Below are 24,579 nucleotides of genomic sequence, written 5' to 3'. Positions count from 1 at the left end.
AGCCTGAGCCCCCGGGCCCTGGCCCGACGGGCCAAGGCGGCTCCCGGGGCTGCCGCCCTGGTCGATGACCACGACCTGCCCCTCGACGCCGCCCGCCTGGCCGCCTGCCGCGCCACCGGCGCCCGGCTGGTCCACCGCAGCCGCTGGCTCAACGCCGCGAGCTTCCGGGCCACTCCCGGACAGGTGCGCGCGCTGGCCGACCTGGCCGGTGTGCGCGCCGTGACCCTGGTGGGCGGCGCCCGCCATGCCGCCGTGCCGCGTCCGGTCGCGACGCCGCAGCCCCTGCCGCGACTCGGGTCGGCGCCCGCCAAGACCGACGCGGCCTTCGACTACGGCAACAACCTGGCGGCCATGCAGCAGATCAACGTGCCCGCCGCCCATGCCATGGGCCTGACGGGGGCCGACGTGGTGGTGGGCGTGCTCGACACGGGCTTCCGCGTCACCCACGAGGCCCTGGCGCCGCTGACGGTCCTGGCCGCCTGGGATTTCGTCGACGGCGACGGTGTCGTCGACGCCGAGCCGGGCGACCTGGCGACCATCCGCAACCACGGCACCATGGTGCTCTCGGCCCTGGCCGGGAACATGCCGGGACAGCTCGTCGGGCCGGCGCCGGGCATCGCGGTGCTGCTGGCGCGCACCGAGGACCTCGCCCAGGAGGTACCCGCCGAGGAGGACAACTGGGTCGCCGGCCTGGAATGGGCCGAGGGCCTGGGCGCAGATCTCATCTCTTCGTCGCTCGGCTACGTCGACTGGTACGACGCCGCCGATCTCGACGGCGACACGGCCGTGACCACCATCGCCGCCGACCTGGCCGCCGCCCGGGGCCTGCTCGTGGTGACGGCCGCGGGCAACGACCGCGCCACTACCGGCCACCTGATCGCCCCTGCCGACGCCGACAGCGCGCTGACCGTGGGTGCCGTCGACCTGGCCGGCAACACGGCCTCGTTCTCGTCGCCCGGGCCCACGGCCGACGGACGCATCAAACCCGACGTGGCGGCCCTGGGCGTGAGCAATCCGCTCGTCGATCCCAACAACGACGGCAACTACATCACGGCCAGCGGCACCTCCTTCGCGACGCCGGTGACCAGCGGCGTGGCCGCTCTGGTGCTCGAGCGGGTCCCGGCGTTGACGCCGCTGCAGGTCATCGCGGCCCTTCGCGCCACCGCCGATCAGGCCCTCGCCCCGGACAACGACCAGGGTTGGGGCATCATCGACGCCGCCGCCGCCGTCACCTGGTTCGGCCCGGTGCTGGCCCACGACCCCCTGTCGGCCACGACGGCCCTGACCACCCCGCTGGCGGTCACGGCCGTGATCACCGATCGCCTCGGCCTCGACACGGGCAACCTCTTCGTGAACTACCGCGTCGACGAGGGCGCCTGGCAGCAGGTCCCCCTGGCGGCGGCCGGCGAGCCGGACACCTGGACGGCCGCCATCCCGGGGCAGCCCTGGACCGCCACCGTCGACTACTACCTCTCCGCCGGCTCGACCAACGGCGTCGTGGCCTCGCTGCCCTTCCGCGGCGCGGCGGCCCCCTGGCGCTACTTCGTGACCGGCTCCTCGGGCTCCGACGACGACCTCCCTTCGCGCACCGTGCTGCGGGCGCCGGTGCCCAACCCGTTCAACCCGCGTACGACGCTGGCCTTCGACCTGGCGCGGCCGGGTCGGGTCGGTGTCCACATCTTCGATCTGCAGGGGCGGCTGGTCCGCACCTTGCTCGACGAGCGGCGCGACGCGGGTCCGCAGGCGGTCGTGTGGGACGGCCGCGACGACGCGGGCCGGGCGGTCGCCAGCGGATCGTATCTGGCCCGCCTCACGGCTCCCGACGCGGTCCGCCGGCAGAAGATGCAGCTCGTCCGCTGACGGTCCGGCCGCGGCGATCGGCACGGCGGGAAATCCCCTGCCGCCCTCCCGTGCATCTGGTATATTGGCCGGCGGAATCCGCCCGCCCCCTGCGAACCCCGAGCCGGAAAGTCCCGCCCGCATGGCCAAGACCTCGACCCGTTTCTATTGCAAGTCCTGCGGCCACGAGGAGCTGCGCTGGCTCGGCCAGTGCCCCGGTTGCCGCGAGTGGAACACCTTCGCCGAGGTCAAGCTCGCCGCCGCCGGCAAGACCAAGGGCGCCCGCGGCTTCAGCGCCGGCGCCCAGGATCCGGTGGGCTTCGCCGGACGCCGCAGCGGCGCCGCGGCGGCGTTTCCCGAGGCCGTCGGACCCGACGGCCGCATGCGGGCGGTGCCCCTGGCGCGCATCGCCTCGGCCGAGCGCGAGCGCCTGCCGGTCGAGCCCGCCGAGGTGGCCAATGTCCTGGGCGGCGGTCTGGTGGCCGGTTCGGTGGTGCTGCTGGGCGGCGAGCCGGGCGTCGGCAAGTCGACCCTGCTGACGGGGCTGGCCCTGTGGTGGGTGCGGCAGGGGATCCGCGTGGTGTACGTAGCCGGTGAGGAGTCGCCCGCCCAGATCCGCATGCGCGCCGAGCGTCTCGGCTTCCGGCCCGACGCCGAGGACGGCTTCCACATCCTGCCCGAGGTGCATCTGGAGACCCTGCTCGACGCCCTGGGCGAGGCCGTCGCCGGCGACACGCCCTGCGTCGTCATCGCCGACTCGGTGCAGACCCTGCACAGCGAGCACATCGACACCTTCCCCGGCAGCCCCACCCAGATCAAGTACTGCGGCGGCGTCCTGGCCGACTTCGCCCGCCAGACGGGCCACCCCGTCTTCCTGGTCGGACACGTCACCAAGAGCGGCGACCTGGCCGGACCCAAACTGCTCGAGCACATGGTCGACACGGTGCTCTACTTCGAGGGCTCGGGCGGCGGCGCCATCCGCATGGTGCGCGCGGTGAAGAACCGCTTCGGGACCACCGGCGAGCTGGCCGTGATGGAGATGCGGGGCGACGGCCTCGCTCCCGTCGACCAGGCCGGCGTCCTCTTCCTCTCCGGACGGCGGGGCGTCGAGCCGGGCGCCGCGGTGGGCGCGGTGAAGAACGGCTCGCGCACCTTTCTGGTGGAGGTGCAGGCCCTGGTCTCGTCGTCGCGGTACGGCACGCCCCAGCGCGTGGTGCAGGGCGTCGACAACAAGCGCGTGGCCCTCCTCGGCGCCATACTCGAGAAGCGCGCCGGGCTCGATCTGGCCGGCTGCGACATCTTCGTCAAGGTGGCCGGCGGCGGGCGCATCGACGACCCGGGTGCCGACCTGGCCATCATGATCGCCCTGGCCTCCTCGCTGCGCGAGAAGCCCGTGCCGGTCGACACGCTGGTGCTGGGCGAGGTGGGCCTGACGGGGGAGATCCGGCAGGTGACCGACCTGGAGTCGCGGCTGCGCGAGGCGTCGCGCCACGGTTTCCGGCGGGCGGTGCTGGCCGCCGACGCGAGCCGCGGGCGCAAGCGCCGCCTCGGCGGACTCGAGCTCGTGACCGTGGCCAGCGTGGAGGAGGCCGTGGCCCTGGCGCTCACGCCGGCCCGCCGCGCGGAGGCCGACTCGTGAGGCCCACGCCTCTGCATCTGGTGCTGCTGGCGGGGGGCCGCGGCCTGCGGGCCGGCGGAGGCGACGGCGAGCCCAAGCAGTTCCGCCGCACCGCACGGGGCCCGCTCTACACCGTCAGCCTGCGCACCTTCCTGGACGAGCGCCCGGACGCGCCGTGGCATCTGGCCAGCCTGACCATCACCGCACCCGAGGAGCGCCACGCGCCCGTGGCGCGGGAGGTGGCGGCCGTCCTCGCCGACCGGCGCCGCGGCCGGCCCGCGCTGCCCTTCCAGCTGGCGGCGCCGGGCGCCACTCGCACCGCTTCGACCTGGCACGCCCTGCGCGAGCTCGATACCCGTCTGGGACCCGGGCCCGACGACCTGGTGGCGGTCCACGACACGGCCCGCCCCTTCGCTTCCCACGACCTGCTCGACGCCCTGGCCCGGGCGGCCCTCGCCGCCGGGGGCGCCGTGCCCGGGGTCCCGGTGCCCGACACCATCGTCCGCTCGCGGGCCGATGCCGGCGCCGAGTACCTGGCGCGCGCCGAGCTGGTGGCCGTGCAGACGCCCCAGGTCTTCCGGTGGGCCGGATTCTTCGCCGCCCACGCCTGGGCCGCGGCCGAAAGCCTTGAATTCACGGACGATGGGGGATTGGCGGCCGCCCGGGGCGACGCGCCGGCGGTGGTCGCCGGCGAGGCGGGAAACTGGAAGGTCACCACCGACGCCGACTGGGAGCGGGCCGCCGCCCGGCTCGCGGGCGACTGACCCCCTTGCGGGCCGGGCCGCCGAGGTCGTATGCTTTTGCCGAAGACCTCGACCCGCTCGCAGCCCGAAGGACGGCCCCGATGACCCGCACCCCGCTCGCCCGCACCCGCGTCCGCGTCGCCGCGCGCCCCCGGCCGCCCCTGGCCTGGCTGGTGCTGCCCATCCTGGCCCTGCTGCTCCTGGCGGCGGGTGCGGCCCGCTCGCAGGAGGTCTTCCCGCGCATCGGCCTGAGCGCCTCGCAGGACCACCACGTCGACCGCATCGTCATCGACCCGGACTCGACCTTCACCATCTACGCCATGGCCTTCGGCAACCAGCCGGGAATGCCCATGGACCAGCCGGTCACCTCTCTGCATTGGGTCATCCACCAGGTGTGCTGCGGGGCGGCGGTCCAGATCGTCGACATGGAACTGAATCCCGACCTCGAGCACGAGGGCCATCCCCTGGCGGGCATGGTCTCGTCCGCGCCCACCTGCCTCGACCAGGACGCCATCTGGCTGGCGTCGATGACCGTGCGCGTGGCGGCGCCCTTCTCCGGCGACTACCTGTGGGCCGCCGGACCCTTCGGCGCCGCCCAGGACTGCGACGGCGGCAGCCCCTTCTTCATGGACCTGCCCATCACCGTCAGCGTCGAGGGCGACGTGCTGCCCAACGACCAGCCCACCTTCGGGTCCCTGAAGGCCAGGTTCCGCTGACGCCCTCTCTCCGCGGGAACTGAAAGGGGAGTCTTCTTGTATGGAAGGCGACCCCGACCCCTGACCCCAACGGAGGGATGATCCATGACTCCAACCTCGATGCGGCTGCGGTGCGCCGGAGCCCTGCTGGGCCTGCTCCTGGCGGGCGGCGTCCAGGCGGCCTCGCCGGCGGCCATGAACGGCGACAAGGTCGAACCCCTGGCCGAATACGTCTCCCCGGCCGACTCCCTGCCCCAACTGCGCTACTTCTGCGACGGACTGATCACCCTCAACGACCGCTGCCCGGTGCGGAAGGTGCGCCTGAACCCCAAGATGGGGGCATCGTACGTGAACGGGCGCCCGGTCGGCTTCTGCTGACGCCCCTGCGCCGTGACCTTCGTGCAAGGTCCCGAGATCTGGTTGAACCAGCTGGGCGTCACCGTCCCCTGCGTGGTCAAGACCGATCGACCCGCCCGCCTCGACGAGGCCCATCGCGTCTTCGTCAATTACGAGACCTACTACCTGGCCGACGACGAGGCCCTGGCGACGTTCCGCCAGTCGCCCTGGCGGTTCACCGGTCGCCTGACCGATCCGGTCTCGGAGGAGAAGTTCACGCCCACGGCCGAGTCGCCCCGGCTCGATCACGGGGGACGGGTCTTCTACTTCCCGGATGAGAAGACGAAAGAGGCGTTCGCGGCCGATCCGGACGCGTTCGCGACACCCAAGGTGCCCTACGCCGGCCACATGTGATCGCCGGCCGCCCCAGACGCACCCCGGAGGGCTGTCCTTCCGGGGTGCGTCGTTGTCAGGTTGTCCTCGCTGGGCGTCGCCGCCTTGCCAAAATGTCAGCGATGGGCGCGCGAACCCGGTGAATCCTGAAGATTATTCTCAAGACAGACGCCTCAGGTGCCGCGGTCCCCAAAAATCTCGTCCGGATTCGAGACGCGGGCTTCAGAACTCCCGAAACCGTCACGGCGGCCTCCGTTTTCCTGAATGCTGATTCATTTTTAACGGATCCTGTGTCCCGTGTCATGGCGGCGTCAGAACCCAACCTGTTGCCCCCGCAGGGCTTGATTGGGGCCGGATGGCGCTCCGGGCAGACTCCGGCCGGCGGGTGGGGCCCGCCCGGCTGCCTTTGATGTTTGGTTCGTCCCGCCCGGGCCCCGGGCCCGCCCCTTGCCAGATCACCCCCCGATCGCCCCACGTGACCGTCGTCTGGAGCCCCACCAAGCCCCAGGAATCGGTTCCATGAAGAAAACCATCTGCAGCGTCGCCCTGTTCGGCGCAGTTCTGCTCCCGGCCCTCGCCGCCGTTGCGGCGGAGTGGACGGTGCCGGGAACCCACCCGGATCTGGCGGCGGCCCTGGCCGCGGCCCGGGCCGGGGACACGATCACCCTGGCCCCCGGCCGTCACACCGCCGTCGATCTGCGGATCCCGGTGGGTGTGGACATCCGCGGTGCGGGGTCCGAACCCACGGACACCCTCCTCGACGCCGGCCGTCTCGGCCGCGTCCTGCTCATCGACGGCCTCGCCGATTCGACGCGGGTGAGCAATCTCACCCTCACGGGCGGCCTGGCCGGCGGAACGTCGAGCTACGAGGGAAGCGGCGGCGCCGTCCTCGTGCGGAGCAGCCCGACGCGCTTCACCCGGGTCGTGTTCCGGGACAACGAGGCCGCGGCCCACGGCGGGGCCCTGCGCGCCGTCTCCTGTTCGCCGCAGCTGAATGGCTGCCGCTTCGAGGACAACCGCGCGCCCGCGGGCGGCGGGGGCGCCGTCGAGGCGAGCATCGGATCGTCGCCGGTGGTCACCGCCTGCGACTTCACCGGCAACGTCGCCGACTGGGGCGGGGCCGTCTCGGCCCGCCTCGGCGGCTCGGTGGCCCTGATCGGCTGCCGGCTCGTGACCAACACCGCCACCGGCGCCCTGGGCTACGGCGGCGGGGTCTTCGCCGACAACGGCGCCGTCGTGGGCCTGATCGACACCATCGTGTCGGGCAACGCCGCGCGGTACGGCGGCGGGGTGGCCTGCTTCGCGGCGTCGCAGGTGAACGTCGACCACGCGACGCTGGTCGACAACCGGGCTTCGGTGCGGGGTGGCGGCGTGCTCGCCGTCGACGCGTCGCCCTGGATCGGCGCGGCGATCATCGCCTTCAACGAGGGCGAGGCCATCGCCCTGGTGGGGGACTCGGCGCCCTACATCTCGTGCACCGACCTGGCCGGCAACGCGGGCGGCGACTGGACACCCGAACTGCTCGCCGTGGCGGTGGCCGACCTGAACTACGACATCGTCCCCGACTTCTGCTCGCGCGACCCGTGGGATCCGGACGGCTTGCGCCTCGACGCGTCGTCGCCGCTGGTGGGCGAGGCCAAGGCGTGCGGCATGCCCGGCATCGTGGCCGCGCCGTGCGGGGCCACCGAGTCGCCCGAGGTGCCGCCGGCGAGCGGCCTGCTGGCGGCGCGGGCGTCGCCGAACCCGTTCAATCCCCGCACCCGGATCCAGTTCGCGCTGGCGGCCGACGAGCGCGTGCGCATCGTCATCCACGACGCGCGCGGCCGGCAGGTGCGTCGCCTCGTGGACGACCGCCTCGCGGCGGGCGACCACGCCATCGCGTGGGACGGCCGCACCGACGACGGCGCCGCCGCGGCCTCGGGCGTGTACTTCGTGCGTCTGGCGGGGGAACGGGGTGCGCGGTCCCTGAAGGTCACGCTGCTCAAGTAGCCGGCGCCGCACGGCGGGGCGCCGGCGGACCGGAAAGGCGACTCAGTCGTCGAGGTCGGCCCGCAGGCGCCCCGTGTCCGGATCGACGTACACCTTGACCTGCCGGTAGAACTTCAGGCCCACGCGGCCCTGCCGCACGTCGGCGAGCAGGCGCTCGAGGCAGGCGCCGAGATCGGCGTACTGCTCGCTGACCGTATCGAGGCGGGCCTGCATGGCGGCGGCTTCCTCGCTCCCTGCGAGCTCGTCGCGCGCTTCGGCGACGTGGTGGCGCTTGAGGGCGAGCACCGACAGGCGGTCGATGATGCTCCCGGGCGATTCCGAATGCAGCGGGGCGGCCGGATCCAGGTGTCCGGCCCGTGCCAGGCCGCTGTGGATCAGGTCGTCGAGGCGATCGACGGTCTGCACGCGGCGGCGGTTCGAGGCGTCGATGGAGCGCTTCACCCGGCCCAGCACCGCGTCGCCGGCCCCATGGGCCCGGCTCTTGTCCTCTTCGTGCCACTGGAAGGTGTTGATCAGCTGCAGCAGCTCGGTCGTGCGGGCCCAGCCCTCGGGGCGCGTCAGCGGCATCACCTCGCGGCACGCGTCCCAGTCCGGGATGCGGTCCTCGCGCTCGTGCCAGACGGCGATGACGTCGCGGAGGACGGCATCGACCGCCTCGAAGGAGGTGGGGACGAGGGCGGTGGCGTCGCGGTCGGTCATGCTGATCCTGTTCTCCCGGGCGGGCCGGGGCCTGGGGGTCGCGGGCCTTCAGGGTAAGCGGCGGCTCCGGTCGGGGCAAGTCCGGGCTCGGCCATCGGAACGGGGTTGGCGCGGGGCGGGGCCGGGGCTATGATCCGGAGACGACCCCGAGGAGGCCGATCCGTGATCAGCGACCTGTCCGACGACCGAGTCCTGTGCCGCCAGTACCACCTGGGCGGCGACCGCAACTTCTGCTACCTGTTCGCCGACCGCGCCACGGGCGCGGCCGCGGCCTGCGATCCGGGCTTCCGTCCGGCCGAACTGCATCGCCTCGCGACGGCGCTCGGCCTGCGCATCACGCGCATCCTCGTGACCCACGGCCACGGCGACCACGTCGGCGGCCTGGCCGAGCTGGTCGCCCTCACCGGGGCCACCGTCCACGCGGGGGCGGCCGACGACGTGCCCGGCGCCGAGCCCCTCGCCGACGGCCAGGAGCTGTCCCTCGGCGACCTCGCGGTGCGGGCCCTGGCCACGCCGGGCCACTCGCCGGGCCACTACTGCTTCCTCTGCGCCGGCCGCCTCGTCACGGGCGACATCCTCTTCTGCGGCAAGGTCGGCGGCACCGGACCGTACTTCAGGGGCTCCTCGGCCGAGCAGGAGTACGCCTCCCTGCAGAAACTCCTGCAACTTCCCGACGAGACGATCGTCCTTCCGGGGCACGACTACTACGGCGGCGATGGCGCCAGACCCCATTCCACCATCGGGCACGAGCGACGGCACAACCCCTTCCTGACGGCCGAGGGCTTCGGCGGTTTCGTCCACCTGAAGGACAACTGGGCGGCCTACAAACAGGAGCACGGCATCCGGTGAAACGACTCGTGTCCCCGCTGGCCCGACCGGCCACTCTCGCCCTGCTGGTGAGCCTCGCGGCCCTGCTCCTCGCGACCGCGGTGGTGCTCCTGGGCAACCACGTCGCGGCGGTGCCGGCCGGACTCGCGGCCTGGGTCGGCGGCATCGGCCTGGCGGTGGCGTGGCTCGCGGCGGTGCGCTTCCTCATGCTCGACACCTGGTTCCGCTGGCTGTGGGTGGGTCTGACCGTGTTCGCCCTCGTGCTGGTGACCTTCGCGGGGGGCGTCGGGCTGGGATTCGCCATCACCTTCTCCGCGACCATGCTCGTCCTGCGCCGCTACCGGCCGTGGCGGCAGCTGCCCGACCGACGCCGGGCGCTCTTCTTCGGCGCCGGCCTGCTCGCCCTGGCCCTGCTCGTGCTGGCCCAGCGCCTGTGGGGGCTCGGCGGCGACGAAGGCCACTACCGGTTCCCGCGGCACCTGGGTTCCTGGGCGCTGTGGTCCCTGGTCGGGTTCTGGGTGTTTTCCCTGATGCATCTGGCCTTCAACATGCGGCTGCACTTCCTGCGCCTGCGCCCGAAGCTCACCATCAGCGGCCTGCTGATCGGCGGCCTGCCGCTGCTGCTGATGGTCGCCTTCTTCCTGGTCGTGCTCTACACGACCCTCGGCGGCACCCGCGCCGCCCGCCTGAACAACATCCTCGAGAGCTGGCGCGCCATGACCGCCGAAGGGGCCGACTTCGCCGGTGCGCTCTTCGACACCACCTTCGTCTGGCCCGACGGCGCGCCGACGGCCGTGCCGGGCGCGGTGGTCATCGCCCCGCCGGCCTGGGTGCCGGGGGCGGCCGTCGGCATGGGCAAGGTCGTGCGCGACGACGCGCGGGTCGACCGTTCGGCGGCCGGTGGGGCGGCGGTCCGGGCCGACTCGACCGACTACTTCGTGGTCGACGGCACCATCTGGCTCCTGCGCTGGCAGGGGCTCGACGGCGACGCGCCCCGGGTGCGCGGCTGGCAGCTGGGCGAGCGCCCGCTGCGCCGCCTTTCGGGGATCCTCAAGGTCGGACTCGACCTGGAGGGGACCGGCACGCGCAGCCGACGGAGCGGCATCGTCATCGACACGGACGACGACGAGGCGGCCGCGGCCGCCGACTCCGGCGGGACCGATGCCGGCGGGGCTCGCTTCCGCGACGTCACGGTCAGCTACCGCGACGCGGCCCCGGGCAGCCGCCTCTTCTGGAACAAGTACCTGTACTTCGGCGCCTCGCTGCTCGAGTTCGCCACCGTGCGGGGCGAGACGATCGGCGAGCGCAACATCTTCGTGCAGCTGCGCGTGGGCTGGCCCGACCTGACGGGCGAGTTCTTCGGGGACACGTCGAAACTGAACGTCCTGGTCGCCGTGGCGCTGGGCCTGTTCGGCTTCCTGTGGCTCGTGGTGGTGGTCTTCGCGGTCTTCTTCGGGGTGCGCATCACCGAGGGCATCGTGACCGGCGTGCACGCCCTGCACCGGGGCACCCGCCTGGTGGCCGGGGGCGACCTCGACGCGCGCATCGAGATCCCCAACGAGGACGAGTTCGGCGACCTTGCGGCCAGCTTCAACGAGATGACCGCCGCCGTGCGGGACGGTCGCGAGATCGCCCTGGCCAACGACCGCCTCAAGCAGGAGCTGGCCACCGCGCGGGCGATCCAGGAGCGCCTGCTGCCCCGGGGCGAACCGCACCTGCGCGACTTCGAGGTCGCCGGCGCGAGCATTCCCAGCCGGGAGATCGGCGGCGACTACTACGACTTCCTGGCCCAGGACGGCGAGAAGATCGGCATCGCCATCGGCGACGTCTCCGGCAAGGGCATGCCGGCGGCCCTGCTCATGAGCAACCTGCAGGCGAGCCTGCACGGCCAGGTGCTGCACCCGGGGGCCGTGGCCGAGGTGGTGGGGCGGGTGAACGACCTGCTCGTGCGCTCGACCGACCCCCACATGTTCGCCACCTTCTTCTACGGTGTGCTCGACGCCGAGACGGCGACCTTCACCTGCACCAACGCCGGGCACAACCCGCCGCTGGTGCTGCGCGCCGACGGGTCGCTGGAGGAGCTGGCCAACGGCGGTCTGCTGCTCGGCATGGTCGGCGAGCAGCTCTACCAGCAGGACACGGTGAGCCTGGCGCCCGGCGAGATCGTCGTGCTGTACACCGACGGCATCACCGAGGCCGTCGGGCCGAGCGCCGAGGAGGACGACCCCGAGGCCATGTTCGGCGAGGAGGCCCTGCACGAGGTCGTGCGCCGCAACCGGCACCTGCCGGCCGCCGCCATCAAGGACGCCATCCTCGCCGCCGTCAACGAACACACCGCCGGCGTCGCCCAGTCCGACGACATCACCCTGGTCGTGATCAAGCGGCAGGGCTAGCCCGCCCGGTCAGGATCCCGTCAAGGCGGGGATTCGCGGTGGTATCGGGACCGGGACCGGGGTATCCTGTGCGGCCACACCATCAGCGAGGACCGACCGGCGGGGAACGGTCGCGACCGGGAGAGAGTGCATGTCCGAGATCCTGAACGAGTTCTGGCCCGTCCTGATCCTGCTCGCCGTGGTCGCCGTCGTGTTCAAGCGATTGCCCGCCGTGGACGTGGGGCACGACAAGGCGTACCTGCGGCGGCGGATCCTGAACTGGCTGCCGCTCGGACTCACCTACGCCTTCCTGTACATGGGCCGCTACAACCTGAAGATCAGCAAGTTCGCCTTCGAGGAGATCCAGGGCACCGGCGGCGCGCCGCTGATGGGCAACGCCGACTTCGGCCTCATCTTCATGTGGGGCACGGTCGTCTACGGGTTCTCCTTCCTGATCAACGGGCCCCTGACCGATCGCCTGGGCGGGCGTTTCTCGATCCTGACCGGCGCCAGCGGAGCGGCCGCGTGCAACCTGCTGATGGGCCTCGCCAGCCTCTCGCTCCTGAATCACGGGCCCATGTACGAGACGCTGGCCTCCCGGTTCGTGCCCGTCTTCTCGGTGCTCTACGCGGCGAACATGTATTTCCAGAGCTTCGGCGCCGTGGCCATCGTGAAGGTGAACGCCCCCTGGTTCCACGTGCGCGAGCGCGGCGTCTTCGGCGCCATCTTCGGCATCCTCATCTCGCTCGGCATCTACTTCGCCTACGACCTGGGCGACATCATCCTCGGCAGCCTCGGCCTGGCCTGGGTCTTCTTCATGCCCGCGCTGCTGTTGGCCATCTTCTGGGTGTTCGACTTCTTCGTCGTCCGCAACACTCCCGGCGAGGCGGGCCTGCAGGACTTCAACACCGGCGACGCCTCGTCCGGCGACGAGGGGCCGCGCCTGGGGGCCGGGGCCGTGTTCAGGCTGATGCTGCGCAACCCCATCATCATGACCATCGCCGGCATCGAGTTCTGCAGCGGCTTCCTGCGGCAGGCGATCATGCAGTGGTTCCGCACCTTCGCCAAGCAGACCGACGCCGTGCTGGGCCTCAAGTCGAGCTTCGTCTACGACAACTGGGGGCTGCTGCTCTGCATCGCGGGCATCACCGGCGGCGTCGTGGCCGGGACCATCAGCGACCACCTCTTCCAGTCGCGGCGGGGGCCGGTGGCCGGTTTCCTCTACGGCGTCATGCTGGCCGGCGCGATCCTGCTCAGCTTCACCTACACCCAGCCCTTCGTCGGCTGGCTCGTGATCGTGCTCTCGATGGCCGTCATCGGCGTGCACGGCATGCTCTCGGGCACGGCGAGCATGGACTTCGGTGGTTCGAAGAACGTGGGCATCGCCGTGGGCATCATCGACGGCTTCGTCTACCTGGGCACGGCCGTCATGTCGCTGACCTACTCGATCGTGCTGCCCGAGGAGCAGCTCGACGCCGCCGGGCACATCACCGGCGCCGCGACCGATCCGGCCAACTGGCGCGCGTGGCCCCTGGCCATGATCCCGCTGGCGGCCATCGGCCTGGTGCTCGCCCTGCGGGTGTGGAACGCCAAGCCGAAACCGAAAACCAAACCAGCGTAGGGGACCCGTACATGGTTTTGCATCGATGCGTTTGCAGGGGGGCGGCCGCCGTGGCCGCCCTGCTCCTTTCCGCCGCCGCCGGGCCGGCCGGGGCGCAGACCGCGCCGCCGTCGGCCGCCGCCGTCGCCGACTCGTTCATCGTCGTGGGCGGCGATACGCTCTTCCTGGCCCTGCCGCTCGAGGTGGTCGGGTCGCGCGTGCCGGTGGCCCTGCCCGGGGTCGTGCGCAACCTGGCGGTGGTGGGTGAGGACGAGGCGGCCCGCGCGCCCGCCCGCTCGACGGCCGAGCTGCTGCAGACGGTGCCGGGCGTCGTCGTCTCCCAGCGCCAGCAGTACGGCGTGCAGTCCGACCTGACCATGCGCGGGTCGACCTTCGACCAGGTGCAGGTGCTGCTGAACGGCTTCCCGGCGGGCGATCCCCAGACCGGGCACCACGCCCTCGATCTGCCCGTGGGCAAGGACGACATCGCCCGCCTCGAGGTGCTGCCCGGCCACGGTTCGAGTCTCTACGGGGCCGGCGCTTTCGGCGGCACGGTGAACGTGGTGACCCGCCGTCCGGCCGACATCGGGGGCGGTCGGGTGGCGCTGACCGGCGGCGACAACGGGATCTGGGGCGCGAGCGCGTCCGCGGACCTGCGCCTCGGCGCGGCGACCGGCTCGCGCGTCTCCTTCGAGCGTTTCCGCACCGACGGCTGGGAGGTCGACCAGCCCGACGGCTCGACCGCCTGGGGCGGCAACGACGCCGATGCCTGGCACGCCACCGGCCGCGTGGTGCACGAGGGGGAAGGCGGCGAGTGGGACGTCTTCGGCGCCTACAGCGACCGGCGGTACGGCGCCCTCGACTACTACGCGCCCTACCCCGCCTTCGAGAAGACGAAGACGCTCTTCACCACGGCCCAGTACCGGCGCAGCCTGTCCGACCGGGTCACCGTCGAGCCGCGGGCGTGGTACCGGCGCCACCGCGACGAGTTCATCCTCTTCCGCACCAACCCCGACGCCTACACCAACGACCACGTCACGCGGTCGACGGGGGGCGAGCTGAACGGCGTCATGCGGCTGGACGACGCCCACGCCGTGGCCGTCAGTCTCGAGGCGGCGTACGAGGACATCGACAGCCGGGGCCTGCGCGGGGGCGTGTGGGGCGAGGCCCTCGGGTCGCACCTGCGCCGGCGGCTCTCCGGCGCGGTCGAACTGAAGCGCGACCGCGGGCCCTGGCGGTGGCAGGCCGGCGGGCGCGTCGACCGCCAGACCGGGTACGACGCCCGCTTCTCCGGCTCGGGCGCCGTGTCGTGGGAGGCCGATCCGGCCCTCACCCTGCGGGCGAGCGCGGGCAGCGTGTACCGCGTGCCGACCTTCACCGACCTGTACTACGAGGATCCGGCCAACCGCGGCAGTGCCGATCTCGTGCCCGAGACCGGCTGGACCTGGGACCTGGGCGCCGCCTGGGATCGCGGCCCGTGGCACGCCACGGTGGCCTGGTTCGAGCGCTACGAGGACGACCTGATCGAGTGGGCCCGCCCGGCGGGCGACACCGTTTGGCGGGTGCTGAACATCGCCGAGGGCACCACGCGCGGGGCCGAGACCGCGGTGGCCTGGCTGCACCCGGCCGGCCACCGCCTGGAGTTCGGCTGGGCCCACACCGACAAGGAGACCACCCTGCCCGGCGGCTACGAGGGCAAGTACACCCTGCTCGTGCCCGAGGACGTGCTGACGGCCCAGGCCACGGTCGCCCTCCATCGCAACCTGCACGCGACTCTGGTCGCCCGGCGTCTGGTGCACAGCGGCGGACCGATCGACTTCCGCGAGTACGGGCTCCTCGACGGCCGCCTCGGCTGGAGCCACGATGACGGATGGTCGGTCTCCCTCGCGGGAACCAACCTGACCGACCGGCGCTACGAGGAGGTGCCCGGCGTGCAGATGCCCGGCACGGTCTTCACGGCCACGGTGGGACGTGCGTTCTAGGGCGTCGGGTCTGCTGGCCGCGGGCTGCGTCCTCGTGGTCCTCGCCGGCTGCGCGTCGGCTCCGGTCGTCACCCGGACGCCCGGCAGCCTGCCCGGCTACGTCCACAACGACTACCGGCGCGGCGATCCGCCCCTGCAGGAGGCCCTCGCGCTGGGCTACGCCGGGGTCGAGGCCGACGTGTTCCTGGTCGCCGGCGAGCTGCTCCTGGGCCACGACCGCAAGGAGGTGCGGCCCGACCGCACCCTGCGCGGCGTCTACCTCGAACCGCTGCGGCTGGCCGCCGCCGGCCGTGCCGCCATCCGGCCCGACGGACAGCCCTTCCTGCTGAACGTCGAACTGAAGCAGGACGACCCCGCCGCCTTCGCGGCGCTGCACGCGCTGCTGCTCGAGTACCGCGACGTCCTGGTCACGGTCGAGGACGGGCGGGTGCGTGACGGCGCCGTGCAGGTGGTGCTCGTGGGCTGGCAGCCGCCGCTGGCCGAACTGGCGGCCCTGCCGGTGCGGTGCTGCGCGGTGCAGCGCTACTGGCGCGACCTGCCGCCGGACCACGCCGCCCTGCCGGCGCACCTGCTGAAGCTGGTCACGGTGCAGTATCCGCAGCACTTTTCGTGGGACGGCAAGGGGCCGGAGCCGCCGGAGTTCGCGCGGCGTCTGGCCGAGCTGAGGGCGGCGCGCGATGCGGTGCCGGGACGCTGGCTGCGGGTCTTCAAGGTGCCGCGACGGGCGGCCGTGTACGAGGCGCTCGTCGCCGGCGGCGTCGACCTGATCGGGACGAAGAAGCCGGCGGCCAGCGCCCCCCTGCTCGCGGCCGCCGCCGGCCGCTGAGGAATTCCGTCGCCCGACGCACTTTCGGCTTTCGCGCACGGTGCGTTTTGGCTATATCATGCCGCCACACGACGGCGGGCGGGCAGCTGGGCCCGTCCCGTCCGGACGAAGGAGGGTCGCCATCAGCGCGAATCACCGCCCGGCGGACGACGATCGCCCGCCTCCCGCATCGGCGGAGGAGGGGTTCGTCCTCCTCGACGGAGTGACCCCGGTCGCTCCGCTCTCGCCGGCCGATTTCTCCGGCCAGCAGCTCGTCGCCGCGGACACGGCGCGCGATCTCGAGGAGCGCCTCGCCGCCTTCGAGGACCTGCTCGAGTCCGAGGTGGGCGACACCACCCTCTACCGCGCGCGCAACGTGGAGCGCGCTGCGGGCATGCGCCAGCTCTTCCTCAAGTTCGAGGGCGGCAATCCCTCCGGCACCCAGAAGGACCGCATCGCCTTCGCCCAGGCCCTGGACGCCATGCGGCGCAGCTACGACACCATCGCCGTGGCCACCTGCGGCAACTACGGCGTGGCGACGGCCCTGGCCGCGGCCTCGGCCGGCCTGCGCTGCCTGGTCCACATCCCGGCCGGCTACCACAGCCTGCGCACCCGCGAGATGGAGGAGCTCGGCGCCGAGATCGTGCGCGTGCCGGGCGACTACGAGAACGCGGTCGAGGTGTCGCGCGCCCAAGCCGAGGCCGAGGATCTGTATGACGCCAATCCCGGCGGCGCGAACACCCTGATCCAGCTGCGGGCCTACGGCGAGATCGCCTACGAGATCTACGACGAGCTGCGCGACGCCCCGGCGGCGATCGCGGTGCCGGCGAGCAACGGCACGACCCTCGCCGGCATCCACCACGGCTTCGTCAGCCTGTACCGGCGCGGCAAGACCTCGCGCATCCCGCGCTTCATCTGCGGCTCGTCCCACGGCAAGAACCCCATCGTGCGCGCCTGGCGCAAGGGGCTGCCCGACTGCAGCGACCTCGAGCCGGAGAAGATCCACGAGACGGCGGTCAACGAGCCGCTGATCAACTGGCATTCCATCGACGGCGACCTGGCCCTCGACGCCATCCGGCAGAGCGAGGGGTGGGCCGCCGACGCCAGCGACCGCGCCATGCTGCAGCAGGCGCGGGAGCTGCGCGAGAAGGAGGGGTTGCAGGTGCTGCCGGCGTCGACCGCCGGCCTGCTCGTGCTGCTGGCCCGCCATCAACAGGAACCCCTGCCGGGCGACCGCTACGTGGCCGTCCTGACGGGAAGGAAGTGAACCGATGACGCATGACTACGAGGGGGTGGCCGCGGTCTACTGCCAGGGCGCTTTCACCACCACCAACGGCAAGACGGCCCACGGCCTGGTGCGGCGCAGCGAGCGCTACCGGGTCGCCGCCGTCATCGACGCGGGCTTCGCCGGACGCGATGCCGGCGAGGTGCTCGATGGCCGGGCCAACGGCATCCCGGTCGTGGCCGACCTGGCGGCGGCGCAGGCCGCGGCGGAAGCTGCGGGCGCCGGGCTGACCCACTTCGTCATGGGCCTGGCGCCGGACGGCGGCCGCCTGCCGGCTCCGGCGCGGCGCGACGTGGCCGACGCCCTGCGCGCCGGCCTGAACGTCGACTCCGGCCTGCACGATTTCCTGGGCGACGATCCCGACCTGGCGGCGCTGGCCTTCGAGGCCGGGGTCGGGATCCGTGACATCCGGCGCCCGCCCGAGCGCGCCGACCTGCACTTCTTCGACGGCCGCATCAGCCAGGTCGACGCCCTGAAGATCGCCGTGCTGGGCACCGACTCGGCGGTGGGCAAGCGCACCACGGCCTGGTTCCTGGTCGACGGCTGGCGCGCGCGCGGCCTGGGCGCCGCGCTGGTGGGCACCGGCCAGACGGCCTGGCTGCAGGGCGCGAAGCACGGCATCGTGCTCGACTCCCTGATCAACGACTTCGTCGCCGGCGAGATCGAGCACGCCGTGTGGTCGTGCTGGCAGGACGGGCACCCGGACGTGATCGTGCTCGAGGGCCAGGGCAGCCTCATGAACCCGGCCTACCCGGGCGGCTTCGAGCTGCTGGCGGCGGGCCGGCCCGACGCGGTCGTCATGCAGCACGCGCCGAAGCGCCGCGACTACGACGGCTTCCCGGGTCACGCGCTGCACGACCTGCCGACCCAGATCCAGGCCGTCGAGCTCATCGGCGGCCGGCCGGTGGCCGCGATCACCGTCAATCACGAGGACATGGGGCCCGACGAGGTGGCCGCCGCCTGCGCCGCCATCACCGCCGAGACCGGCCTGCCGGCCTGCGATGTGCTGCGCGATGGGCCCGACGCCGTCCTCGCGGCCCTCGACCCCTTCCTGGCCGCGGCGCAGCAGCGCCGGGGCCGCTGAGGCTGTCATGCCGCACCGCAAGGCGAATCCCGCCGCCCCGCTGCTGGCCTGGGACCGGCTCGAGATCGGGCCGCCGCAGGTCGAGCCGCGCCGCATCACCACGCCCTACACCGTCGTGGCCGGCGGCCGTCGCGAGACCACCGAGCTCGTCTACAAGTACGAGGAGGACGTCTTCGTCCCCGGCGACCCCGCGGCCCTGAACCTGGCCGCCATGGCCACGGCCCAGGTGGCCCTGAACTACGGGCTGTTCTGCCGCGAGATGGTCTTCCACGGCCCCTTCGACGAGCGCGACCGGCGCTTCCTGGCGGACATGGCCGAGAACACGGCGCGCGAGATCTGGGTGAAGAAGGTCCTGCAGCCGAATCCCTTCCTGACCGGCGACGCCGCCGGCATCGCGCCCGCGCGCCTGCCCGAGTACCTGCAGGCCCGCCTCGTCTTCCCCGACGCGGCGCCCGCCGACACGGGGCCGGGCGGGGCCTGGGGCCGGGGCGGCGGCGCCTGCGCCGTCCTCTCGAGCGGGGGCAAGGACAGCCTGCTCAGCTACGGCCTGCTGGCCGAGACCGGCGCCGACGTGCACGCGCTCTACGTGAACGAGTCGGGCCGCCACTGGTTCACGGCGCTGAACGCCTACCGCCACTTCGCCGACACGGTGCCGGGCACGGGCCGCGTGTGGACCAACTGCGACCGCGTCTTCGCCTGGATGCTGCGGCAGATGCCCTTCATCCGGCCGGATTTCAACACGGTGCGCGCCGACATCTACCCGGTGCGGCTGTGGACCGTGGCGGTGTTCCTCTTCGGGGCCCTGCCCCTGCTGCGGGCCCGCGGCATCGACCGGCTGGTCATCGGCGACGAGTTCGACACCAGCGTCCGGGCGCGCCACCAGGGCATCCCGCACTACGACGGCCTGTACGACCAGAGCCGGTGGTTCGACCTGGCGCTCACGCGCTATTTCCACCGCAAGGGGTGGCGCGTGCAGCAGTTCTCGGTGCTGCGGAACCTCTCGGAGCTGCTCATCGAGAAGATCCTCGTCGAGCGCTACGGCGACCTGCAGGCGCATCAGGTGTCGTGCCACGCGGCGCACAAGGACGAGGAGACGGGGCGCGTCCGGCCCTGCGGCCGCTGCGAGAAGTGCCGGCGCATCGTGGGCATGCTCACGGCCCTCGACGCCGACCCCCGGCGTTGCGGCTACACGACCGAACAGATCGACGCCTGCCTGGCCGCCCTGGTCACCGAGGGCGTGCACCAGGAGGGCGCCTGCGCCGAGCACACGGCGCTGATGCTGCGCGACCGCGACCGCTGGCCGCAGGACGACGCGACGCCCCGGGCCCACCCCGAGGTGCTGCAGCTGCGCTTCGACAAGGATCACGCACCGCTGAACACGATCCCCACCGACCTGCGCGAGCCGCTGCTGCGGATCATGCTCGAGCACGCGAACGGCGCCGTGCAGCGCGACGGCCGGGTGTGGCATCGCTGCGATCCGTTCACCCAGCCCGGTTTCGGCGCCCCGGCCGCCTACGAGGGACCGTCCCGCCGCCCGACCGGTGACGCGGCCGCGACCGCGCCGGTGAAGGAGACGTGGCGCCTGGGCCACCTGACCTGGCCCGAGGCCGCCGAGCGCTTCGCCGAGACCGACGTCGTGCTGCTGCCGGTGGGCGCCATCGAGCAGCATGGTCCGCACCTGCCCCTGGACACCGACGCCCACGACGCCGAGTGGCTGTGCCGCCAGGTGGCCGAGGCCTGCAGCCATCCCAAGCCGCTGGTGCTGCCGCTGCTGCCCTACGGCGTCTCGTACCACCACGAGGCCTTCGCCGGCACGATCAGCGTGCGCAACGAGACCATGGCCCAGCTCATCTACGACATCGGCATGGGGGTGGCGCGGCACGGGGCGACCAAGCTGGTCATCGTCAACGGTCACGGCGGCAACGGTCCGGCCCTCGACTTCGCGGCGCAGATGATCAACCGCGACGCCCACATCTTCACCTGCGTGGAGTCGGGCGAGACCAGCGACGTGGACATCGACGCCATGGCCGACACGCCCAACGACGTGCACGCCGGCGAGATCGAGACGAGCACGAGCCTGGCCCTGCGTCCCCACCTGGTGCACATGGACCGGGCCGGCGCCGAGGTGCCGCGCTTCTCGAGCCGCTACCTCGAGTTCTCCAACCAGCGCTCCGTGGCCTGGAACGCCTACACCGAGAAGATCAGCGACAGCGGCGTCATGGGCGACCCGACCCGGGCCGACGCGGCCAAGGGCGAGCGCATGTGGGCCGTGATGATCCACAACCTGGTCGAGTTCGTGGAGGATCTCAAGAGCCTGAGTCTCGAGGAGATCCACCAGAGGCGGTACTGAGATGCGGATCCGCGCCGTCGAGGCCTGGCCCGTCGCCATGACCCTGGCCGAGCCCTACACCATCGCCTACGAGACCGTGGACCGGGCCGACAACGTCTTCCTGCGGCTCGACGCCGGACCCGTCGGCGGCTGCGGGTGCGCGGCGCCCGACCTGCCGGTCACGGGCGAGACCGCCGCCGAGACCCTGGCCGTGCTGTCCGGCCCCGTGGCCGACGCCCTGCGCGGCGCCGACCCCCTGCGGCCCGCCGCGGCCCTGGCCCGGGTGGGCGACCTGCTCGCCGACCGTCCGTCGGCCCGCGCCGCCGTGGACATGGCCCTCTGGGACCTGGTCGGCCGCCAGGCCGGCCTGCCCCTGTGGCGGTTGTGGGGCGGGTACCGCACGCGCATCCGCACCAGCGTGACCATCGGCATCCTGCCCGTCGACGAGACCGTGACCCGGGCCCGCGACTTCCTGGCCCAGGGCTTCCGCTGCCTCAAGATCAAGGGCGGCCTCGACCCGGACGGCGACGCCGAGCGCGTCCACCGCGTCCGCGAGGCCGTCGGGCCCGGCGTGGCCCTGCGCTTCGACGCCAACCAGGGCTACGACGTGGCGCAGAGCCTGGCCTTCGTGGCGGCGGTGCGCGGCGCGAAGCTCGAACTCATCGAGCAGCCCACGCCCCACGGCGAACCCGGATTGCTGGGCGAGGTCACCGCGGCGGTGCACCTGCCGATCATGGCCGACGAGAGCCTGCGCACCCTGCGCGACGCCTTCCGCCTGGCCCGCCGCGACCTGGCCGACATGGCGAACATCAAGCTGATGAAGGTGGGGGGCCCGACCACCGCGCGCCACATCGACGCCGTGGCGCGCGCCGCGGGCCTGGAGGTCATGGTGGGTTGCCTGGACGAGGCCGCCCTGGGCATCGCCGCCGGCCTGCACTTCGCCCTCTCGAGCAGCAACGTCCACTTCGCCGACCTCGACGGGCACCTCGACCTGCGCGACGATCCGACCGCCGGCGCGGTGATCCTGCGCGACGGCTGGCTCCTGCCCACCGACGCGCCGGGCCTGGGCTTCGTGATCTGAACCCGCGCCGCGGGATCCCGGCGTGCCGGGTCCGCCGCGTGCGCTACGTTCGGGTCGTTCCCGCGCGGGACGTCCGCGGGGCCTGATCCCCACCGTCCCCGCCCGCGCGCCCGTCCCGCTCCGGCAGCGTCACCCCCAACCGCCGCGCCCGGCGCAGCAGCGTCGACTTGTGGATGCCGAGTTCGTCGGCGGCCCGCTGGCGATGGCCGCCGTGCCGTTCGAGCACCTCGAGCAGGAACTCGGCCTCCACCCGGGCCAGGGTCCGCGTCGCCGCGGGGCCCGCGCCGCCGGCCCGCCGCACCCGCTCGGGCAGATGCTCCACGTCGATCAGCGGGTCCCGGGTCAGCACGTAGGCGTGCTCGATCACGTTCTCCAGCTCGCGGATGTTGCCCGGGAAGGGGTAGGCCGCGAGCCGCGCGAAGGCCGCCGGCGTGATGCCCTCGCACGGCTTGCCCCGCGTGCGCGCCAGGCGGTCGAGGCAGGTCTGGGCCAGGAGCGGAATGTCCCGCCGCCGCTCGCGCAGGGGCGGCAACTCGATCCCCAGGACGTTGATCCGGTAGTAGAGGTCCTCGCGGAAGGCGCCCGCGGCCACCAGGGCGGAGAGGTCCCGGTGCGTCGCCGCGAGGATGCGCACGTCGGCGGTGTGCGGCCGGTCGTCGCCCAGCGGCTCGTAGACCCGGTCCTGCAGGAAGCGCAGCAGCTTCACCTGCATGGCCGGCGACATGTCGCCGATCTCGTCGAGGAAGAGGGTGCCGCCGTGGGCCGCGGCGATGCGCCCCTTGCGGTCGCGCACCGCGCCGGTGAACGCGCCGGCCCGGTAGCCGAAGATCTCCGACTCGAGCAGCGTCTCGGGCAGGGCGCCGCAGTTCACCGTGACCAGCGGGCCGTCGCGGCGCGGGCTGAGCCGGTGGATCGTGCGGGCCACGAGGCTCTTGCCCGTGCCCGTCTCGCCGAGGATGAGCACCGAGCTCTCGGCCGCGGCGAGGGTGGGCAGCACGGCGAAGATGTGGCGCATCTGGCCGTCGCGGGAGGCGACCCCGGGCAGGGGCAGGTCGCGGTCGGCCGCGTCCACCAGTTCGCGCATGCGCTCGACGCTGCGGAAGGTCTCGACGCCGCCGAGCAGGCGGCCGTCGTCGGCGCGCAGCAGGGAACAGGAGAGCGACACCGTGTGGGGGCGGTCGGCGGCGTCCCGCACCTCGACGAGGCGGTTGACGACCGGTCGGCCGGTGGCCAGGGCCCGCAGCAGCGGACAGTCGTCGCGGCAGAGCGGCGTGCGCAGCACCTCCCAGCAGGGCCGGCCCACGACCGTATCGGCGTCGGCACCGAGGGTCGCCAGCCCAGCCGGATTGACCGCGATGATGCGGCGGCGGAGGTCGACCGCGATCACGCCGTCCGGGGTGCTGTGGAAGAGGGCCGAGAGCAGCGCGGCGGGAACGTCGGCGTCGGTCGGCGGTGCGAGGGGAGGCAGGAGCGACGGCACCATGGGCGGATCCTTTCGCCATGGCGGGCCCGGAGCGGGTCCGTCCCCGCAACCGTAGCGCCCGTGCGCCGGTCCCGCAAACCGACCGGCGCGGTGTTGCGCCGTTGCGGGACGGGTTGATTTGGCCTGTTGCTCAACTCGTTGCAGGACAACGATCACCGAGTTTCCGACGCGGGCCGTGCGGCCCGCTTCATGCAGCAGACGGGGCAGGAGCGACGGCGTCGCGGGCGCGTGGAAAGCCCGGACCGCACTCCGCGACGAAAGGAGCCGACATGGCACTGCCCTACTGCCGGATGCTGGCCGAGAACCGCGACCAGCTCGAGACCGAGATCTTCCTGCGCTTGAGCGCCGCCGGCGTGCTGAACGGGCACGTCGTCCCGGAGCCCGTCCTGCGCGGCCGCGTCCGCCTGCTGGTCGACGCCTTCCTCGGGGCCCTCGGCCCGGTGGAGGACGGCTTCCGCAACTACATCGAGGCCGTCACGGCCGAGCGGGTCCACGAGGGGATGAGCCTGCACGAACTCCAGCTCGCGCTGCAGGTCCTCGAGGAGCGGACGTGGCAGCTGATCGTCGAGTCGGTGCCGATGGCGCAGCAGGTTTCCTGCCTGGCCCGCATCACTTCGGTGGTCGGCGAGGCCAAGGACCGCATCGCCCACGTCTTCCTGCACGAGATGGAAGCCGCCGAGGCCGGGCGCGACTTCGCCTGCCGCAACGTGGTGCGCCTGTCGGCGGGGACCGATTCGGGGCCCGTCTCCGAGAACGACCTGAACTGGCAGAGCGGGACACCGCATCCTCACGCGACGATCGTGTGAGCAGAGGGGCCGCCGGCCGTCGGGCTGCGGCCCGGCGGTCGGCGGTCTACCCGGCCGCCCGCGCCCCGAAGATGTCGATGCGCCGCCAGCGCCCCGACTCGAAGCGCCGCCACATGAACCAGCCCTGCAGCAGGTAGCACGCCGAGGCCCCGACCCACGCGGCCATGACGCTGCCGTCGCGCACCACGACCAGGTACCAGGTCAGGGGGATGAATCCGCCCCACATCAGGACCAGCGTCACCAGCATGGTGTAGCGCGTGTCGCCCGCCCCCTGCAGGATACCGCTGCTGAGCATGCGGATGCCGTCGAACCACTGGAAGATCGCCGCCGCCAGGCACAGCCCGCCGCCGAGGGCGAGCACCGCCGGGTCGTCGCTGAAGACCCGGAACAGCTGGTGCCGCAGCAGCACGATCAGCAGGGCCAGGACCAGGGAGTAGTAGCTGCCCACCTTGTAGGTCTGGCGCCCGAAGTGGGCGGCGCGATCGAGATCGCCGGCGCCGATGGCGTTGCCCGTGAGCACCGAGGCGGCCGTCGTCAGGCCCCACAGGGGCATGAAGCTGAAGCTGAGCACCTGGATCGTGATCTGGCTCGCCGCGAGCTGCACCGCGCCCA

Annotated in this window: 20 protein-coding genes; 17 read left to right on the top strand and 3 right to left on the bottom strand. The window is 72.7% G+C overall.

What is annotated here, in order from left to right:
* From KDM41_10265 to KDM41_10235, 7 genes are all read left to right on the top strand, one after another.
* A partial coding sequence (locus tag KDM41_10265) for a S8 family serine peptidase (GenBank protein ID MCB1183807.1) occupies positions 1–1,860 on the top strand: 1,860 nt, incomplete at its 5' end.
* Between the two features lie 121 nt (positions 1,861–1,981).
* Positions 1,982–3,478: a DNA repair protein RadA gene (gene radA / locus KDM41_10260; protein ID MCB1183806.1), complete on the top strand. Its 1,497-nt coding sequence runs from the start codon at positions 1,982–1,984 to the stop codon at positions 3,476–3,478.
* On the top strand, positions 3,475–4,221 hold the full coding sequence (locus tag KDM41_10255; GenBank protein MCB1183805.1) for a 2-C-methyl-D-erythritol 4-phosphate cytidylyltransferase: 747 nt from the start codon (positions 3,475–3,477) through the stop codon (positions 4,219–4,221). The genes radA and KDM41_10255 overlap by 4 nt, the downstream gene beginning before the upstream one ends.
* Positions 4,222–4,301: 80 nt before the next feature.
* Positions 4,302–4,916 carry a hypothetical protein gene (locus tag KDM41_10250; protein ID MCB1183804.1) on the top strand — a complete coding sequence of 205 codons (615 nt, stop codon included), beginning with the start codon at positions 4,302–4,304 and terminating at the stop codon, positions 4,914–4,916.
* Between the two features lie 84 nt (positions 4,917–5,000).
* Entirely contained in the window at positions 5,001–5,273 is a 273-nt protein-coding gene (locus KDM41_10245) for a hypothetical protein (protein ID MCB1183803.1), read from the top strand.
* Between the two features lie 42 nt (positions 5,274–5,315).
* A complete protein-coding gene (locus tag KDM41_10240; protein ID MCB1183802.1) occupies positions 5,316–5,645 on the top strand; it encodes a hypothetical protein in 330 nt (109 codons plus the stop codon).
* A gap of 498 nt (positions 5,646–6,143) precedes the next feature.
* A complete protein-coding gene (locus tag KDM41_10235; protein MCB1183801.1) occupies positions 6,144–7,613 on the top strand; it encodes a hypothetical protein in 1,470 nt (489 codons plus the stop codon).
* Positions 7,614–7,655: 42 nt separating this feature from the next.
* Here the strand turns inward: KDM41_10235 and KDM41_10230 are convergent, their stop codons facing one another.
* Positions 7,656–8,312 (bottom strand): DUF4254 domain-containing protein, encoded by a 657-nt coding sequence (locus tag KDM41_10230; GenBank protein MCB1183800.1) that lies wholly within the window; start codon positions 8,310–8,312, stop codon positions 7,656–7,658.
* A 162-nt stretch (positions 8,313–8,474) separates the two neighbouring features.
* Here KDM41_10230 and KDM41_10225 point away from each other — a divergent pair, with 162 nt between their 5' ends.
* The 9 genes from KDM41_10225 to KDM41_10185 all read left to right on the top strand — a co-directional run bounded on the left by KDM41_10225 (position 8,475) and on the right by KDM41_10185 (position 21,678).
* The gene (locus KDM41_10225) at positions 8,475–9,161 is read left to right on the top strand and encodes an MBL fold metallo-hydrolase (protein MCB1183799.1); all 687 of its coding nucleotides are present in this window, start codon (positions 8,475–8,477) and stop codon (positions 9,159–9,161) included.
* Positions 9,158–11,533 (top strand): PP2C family protein-serine/threonine phosphatase, encoded by a 2,376-nt coding sequence (locus KDM41_10220; GenBank protein ID MCB1183798.1) that lies wholly within the window; start codon positions 9,158–9,160, stop codon positions 11,531–11,533. The genes KDM41_10225 and KDM41_10220 overlap by 4 nt, the downstream gene beginning before the upstream one ends.
* A 130-nt stretch (positions 11,534–11,663) precedes the next feature.
* Positions 11,664–13,133, top strand: a complete 1,470-nt coding sequence (locus tag KDM41_10215; GenBank protein ID MCB1183797.1) for an MFS transporter — start codon at positions 11,664–11,666, stop codon at positions 13,131–13,133.
* A 50-nt stretch (positions 13,134–13,183) separates the two neighbouring features.
* A complete protein-coding gene (locus KDM41_10210; GenBank protein ID MCB1183796.1) occupies positions 13,184–15,094 on the top strand; it encodes a TonB-dependent receptor in 1,911 nt (636 codons plus the stop codon).
* Positions 15,084–15,920 (top strand): hypothetical protein, encoded by an 837-nt coding sequence (locus KDM41_10205; GenBank protein MCB1183795.1) that lies wholly within the window; start codon positions 15,084–15,086, stop codon positions 15,918–15,920. The genes KDM41_10210 and KDM41_10205 overlap by 11 nt, the downstream gene beginning before the upstream one ends.
* A 58-nt stretch (positions 15,921–15,978) precedes the next feature.
* Positions 15,979–17,166, top strand: a complete 1,188-nt coding sequence (locus tag KDM41_10200; protein ID MCB1183794.1) for a pyridoxal-phosphate dependent enzyme — start codon at positions 15,979–15,981, stop codon at positions 17,164–17,166.
* 4 nt (positions 17,167–17,170) lie between these two features.
* Positions 17,171–18,268 carry a DUF1611 domain-containing protein gene (locus KDM41_10195; GenBank protein ID MCB1183793.1) on the top strand — a complete coding sequence of 366 codons (1,098 nt, stop codon included), beginning with the start codon at positions 17,171–17,173 and terminating at the stop codon, positions 18,266–18,268.
* A gap of 7 nt (positions 18,269–18,275) precedes the next feature.
* Positions 18,276–20,618, top strand: a complete 2,343-nt coding sequence (locus KDM41_10190) for a creatininase family protein (GenBank protein ID MCB1183792.1) — start codon at positions 18,276–18,278, stop codon at positions 20,616–20,618.
* A 1-nt stretch (position 20,619) separates the two neighbouring features.
* Complete coding sequence (locus tag KDM41_10185) at positions 20,620–21,678, top strand: dipeptide epimerase (GenBank protein MCB1183791.1); 1,059 nt, start codon at positions 20,620–20,622, stop codon at positions 21,676–21,678.
* 43 nt (positions 21,679–21,721) lie between these two features.
* On the opposite strand, the gene KDM41_10180 is transcribed toward KDM41_10185, so the two are convergent.
* Entirely contained in the window at positions 21,722–23,161 is a 1,440-nt protein-coding gene (locus KDM41_10180; GenBank protein MCB1183790.1) for a sigma 54-interacting transcriptional regulator, read from the bottom strand.
* Between the two features lie 269 nt (positions 23,162–23,430).
* Between KDM41_10180 and KDM41_10175 the strand changes: the two genes are divergently transcribed.
* Positions 23,431–23,967 (top strand): hypothetical protein, encoded by a 537-nt coding sequence (locus tag KDM41_10175; protein ID MCB1183789.1) that lies wholly within the window; start codon positions 23,431–23,433, stop codon positions 23,965–23,967.
* A gap of 46 nt (positions 23,968–24,013) precedes the next feature.
* On the opposite strand, the gene KDM41_10170 is transcribed toward KDM41_10175, so the two are convergent.
* A partial coding sequence (locus KDM41_10170; GenBank protein MCB1183788.1) for a hypothetical protein occupies positions 24,014–24,579 on the bottom strand: 566 nt, incomplete at its 5' end.

It is taken from the genome of bacterium (assembly GCA_020440705.1).
Taxonomy (GTDB): domain Bacteria; phylum Krumholzibacteriota; class Krumholzibacteriia; order LZORAL124-64-63; family LZORAL124-64-63; genus JAGRNP01.
This window is presented reverse-complemented; position numbering and strand designations above follow the sequence as displayed.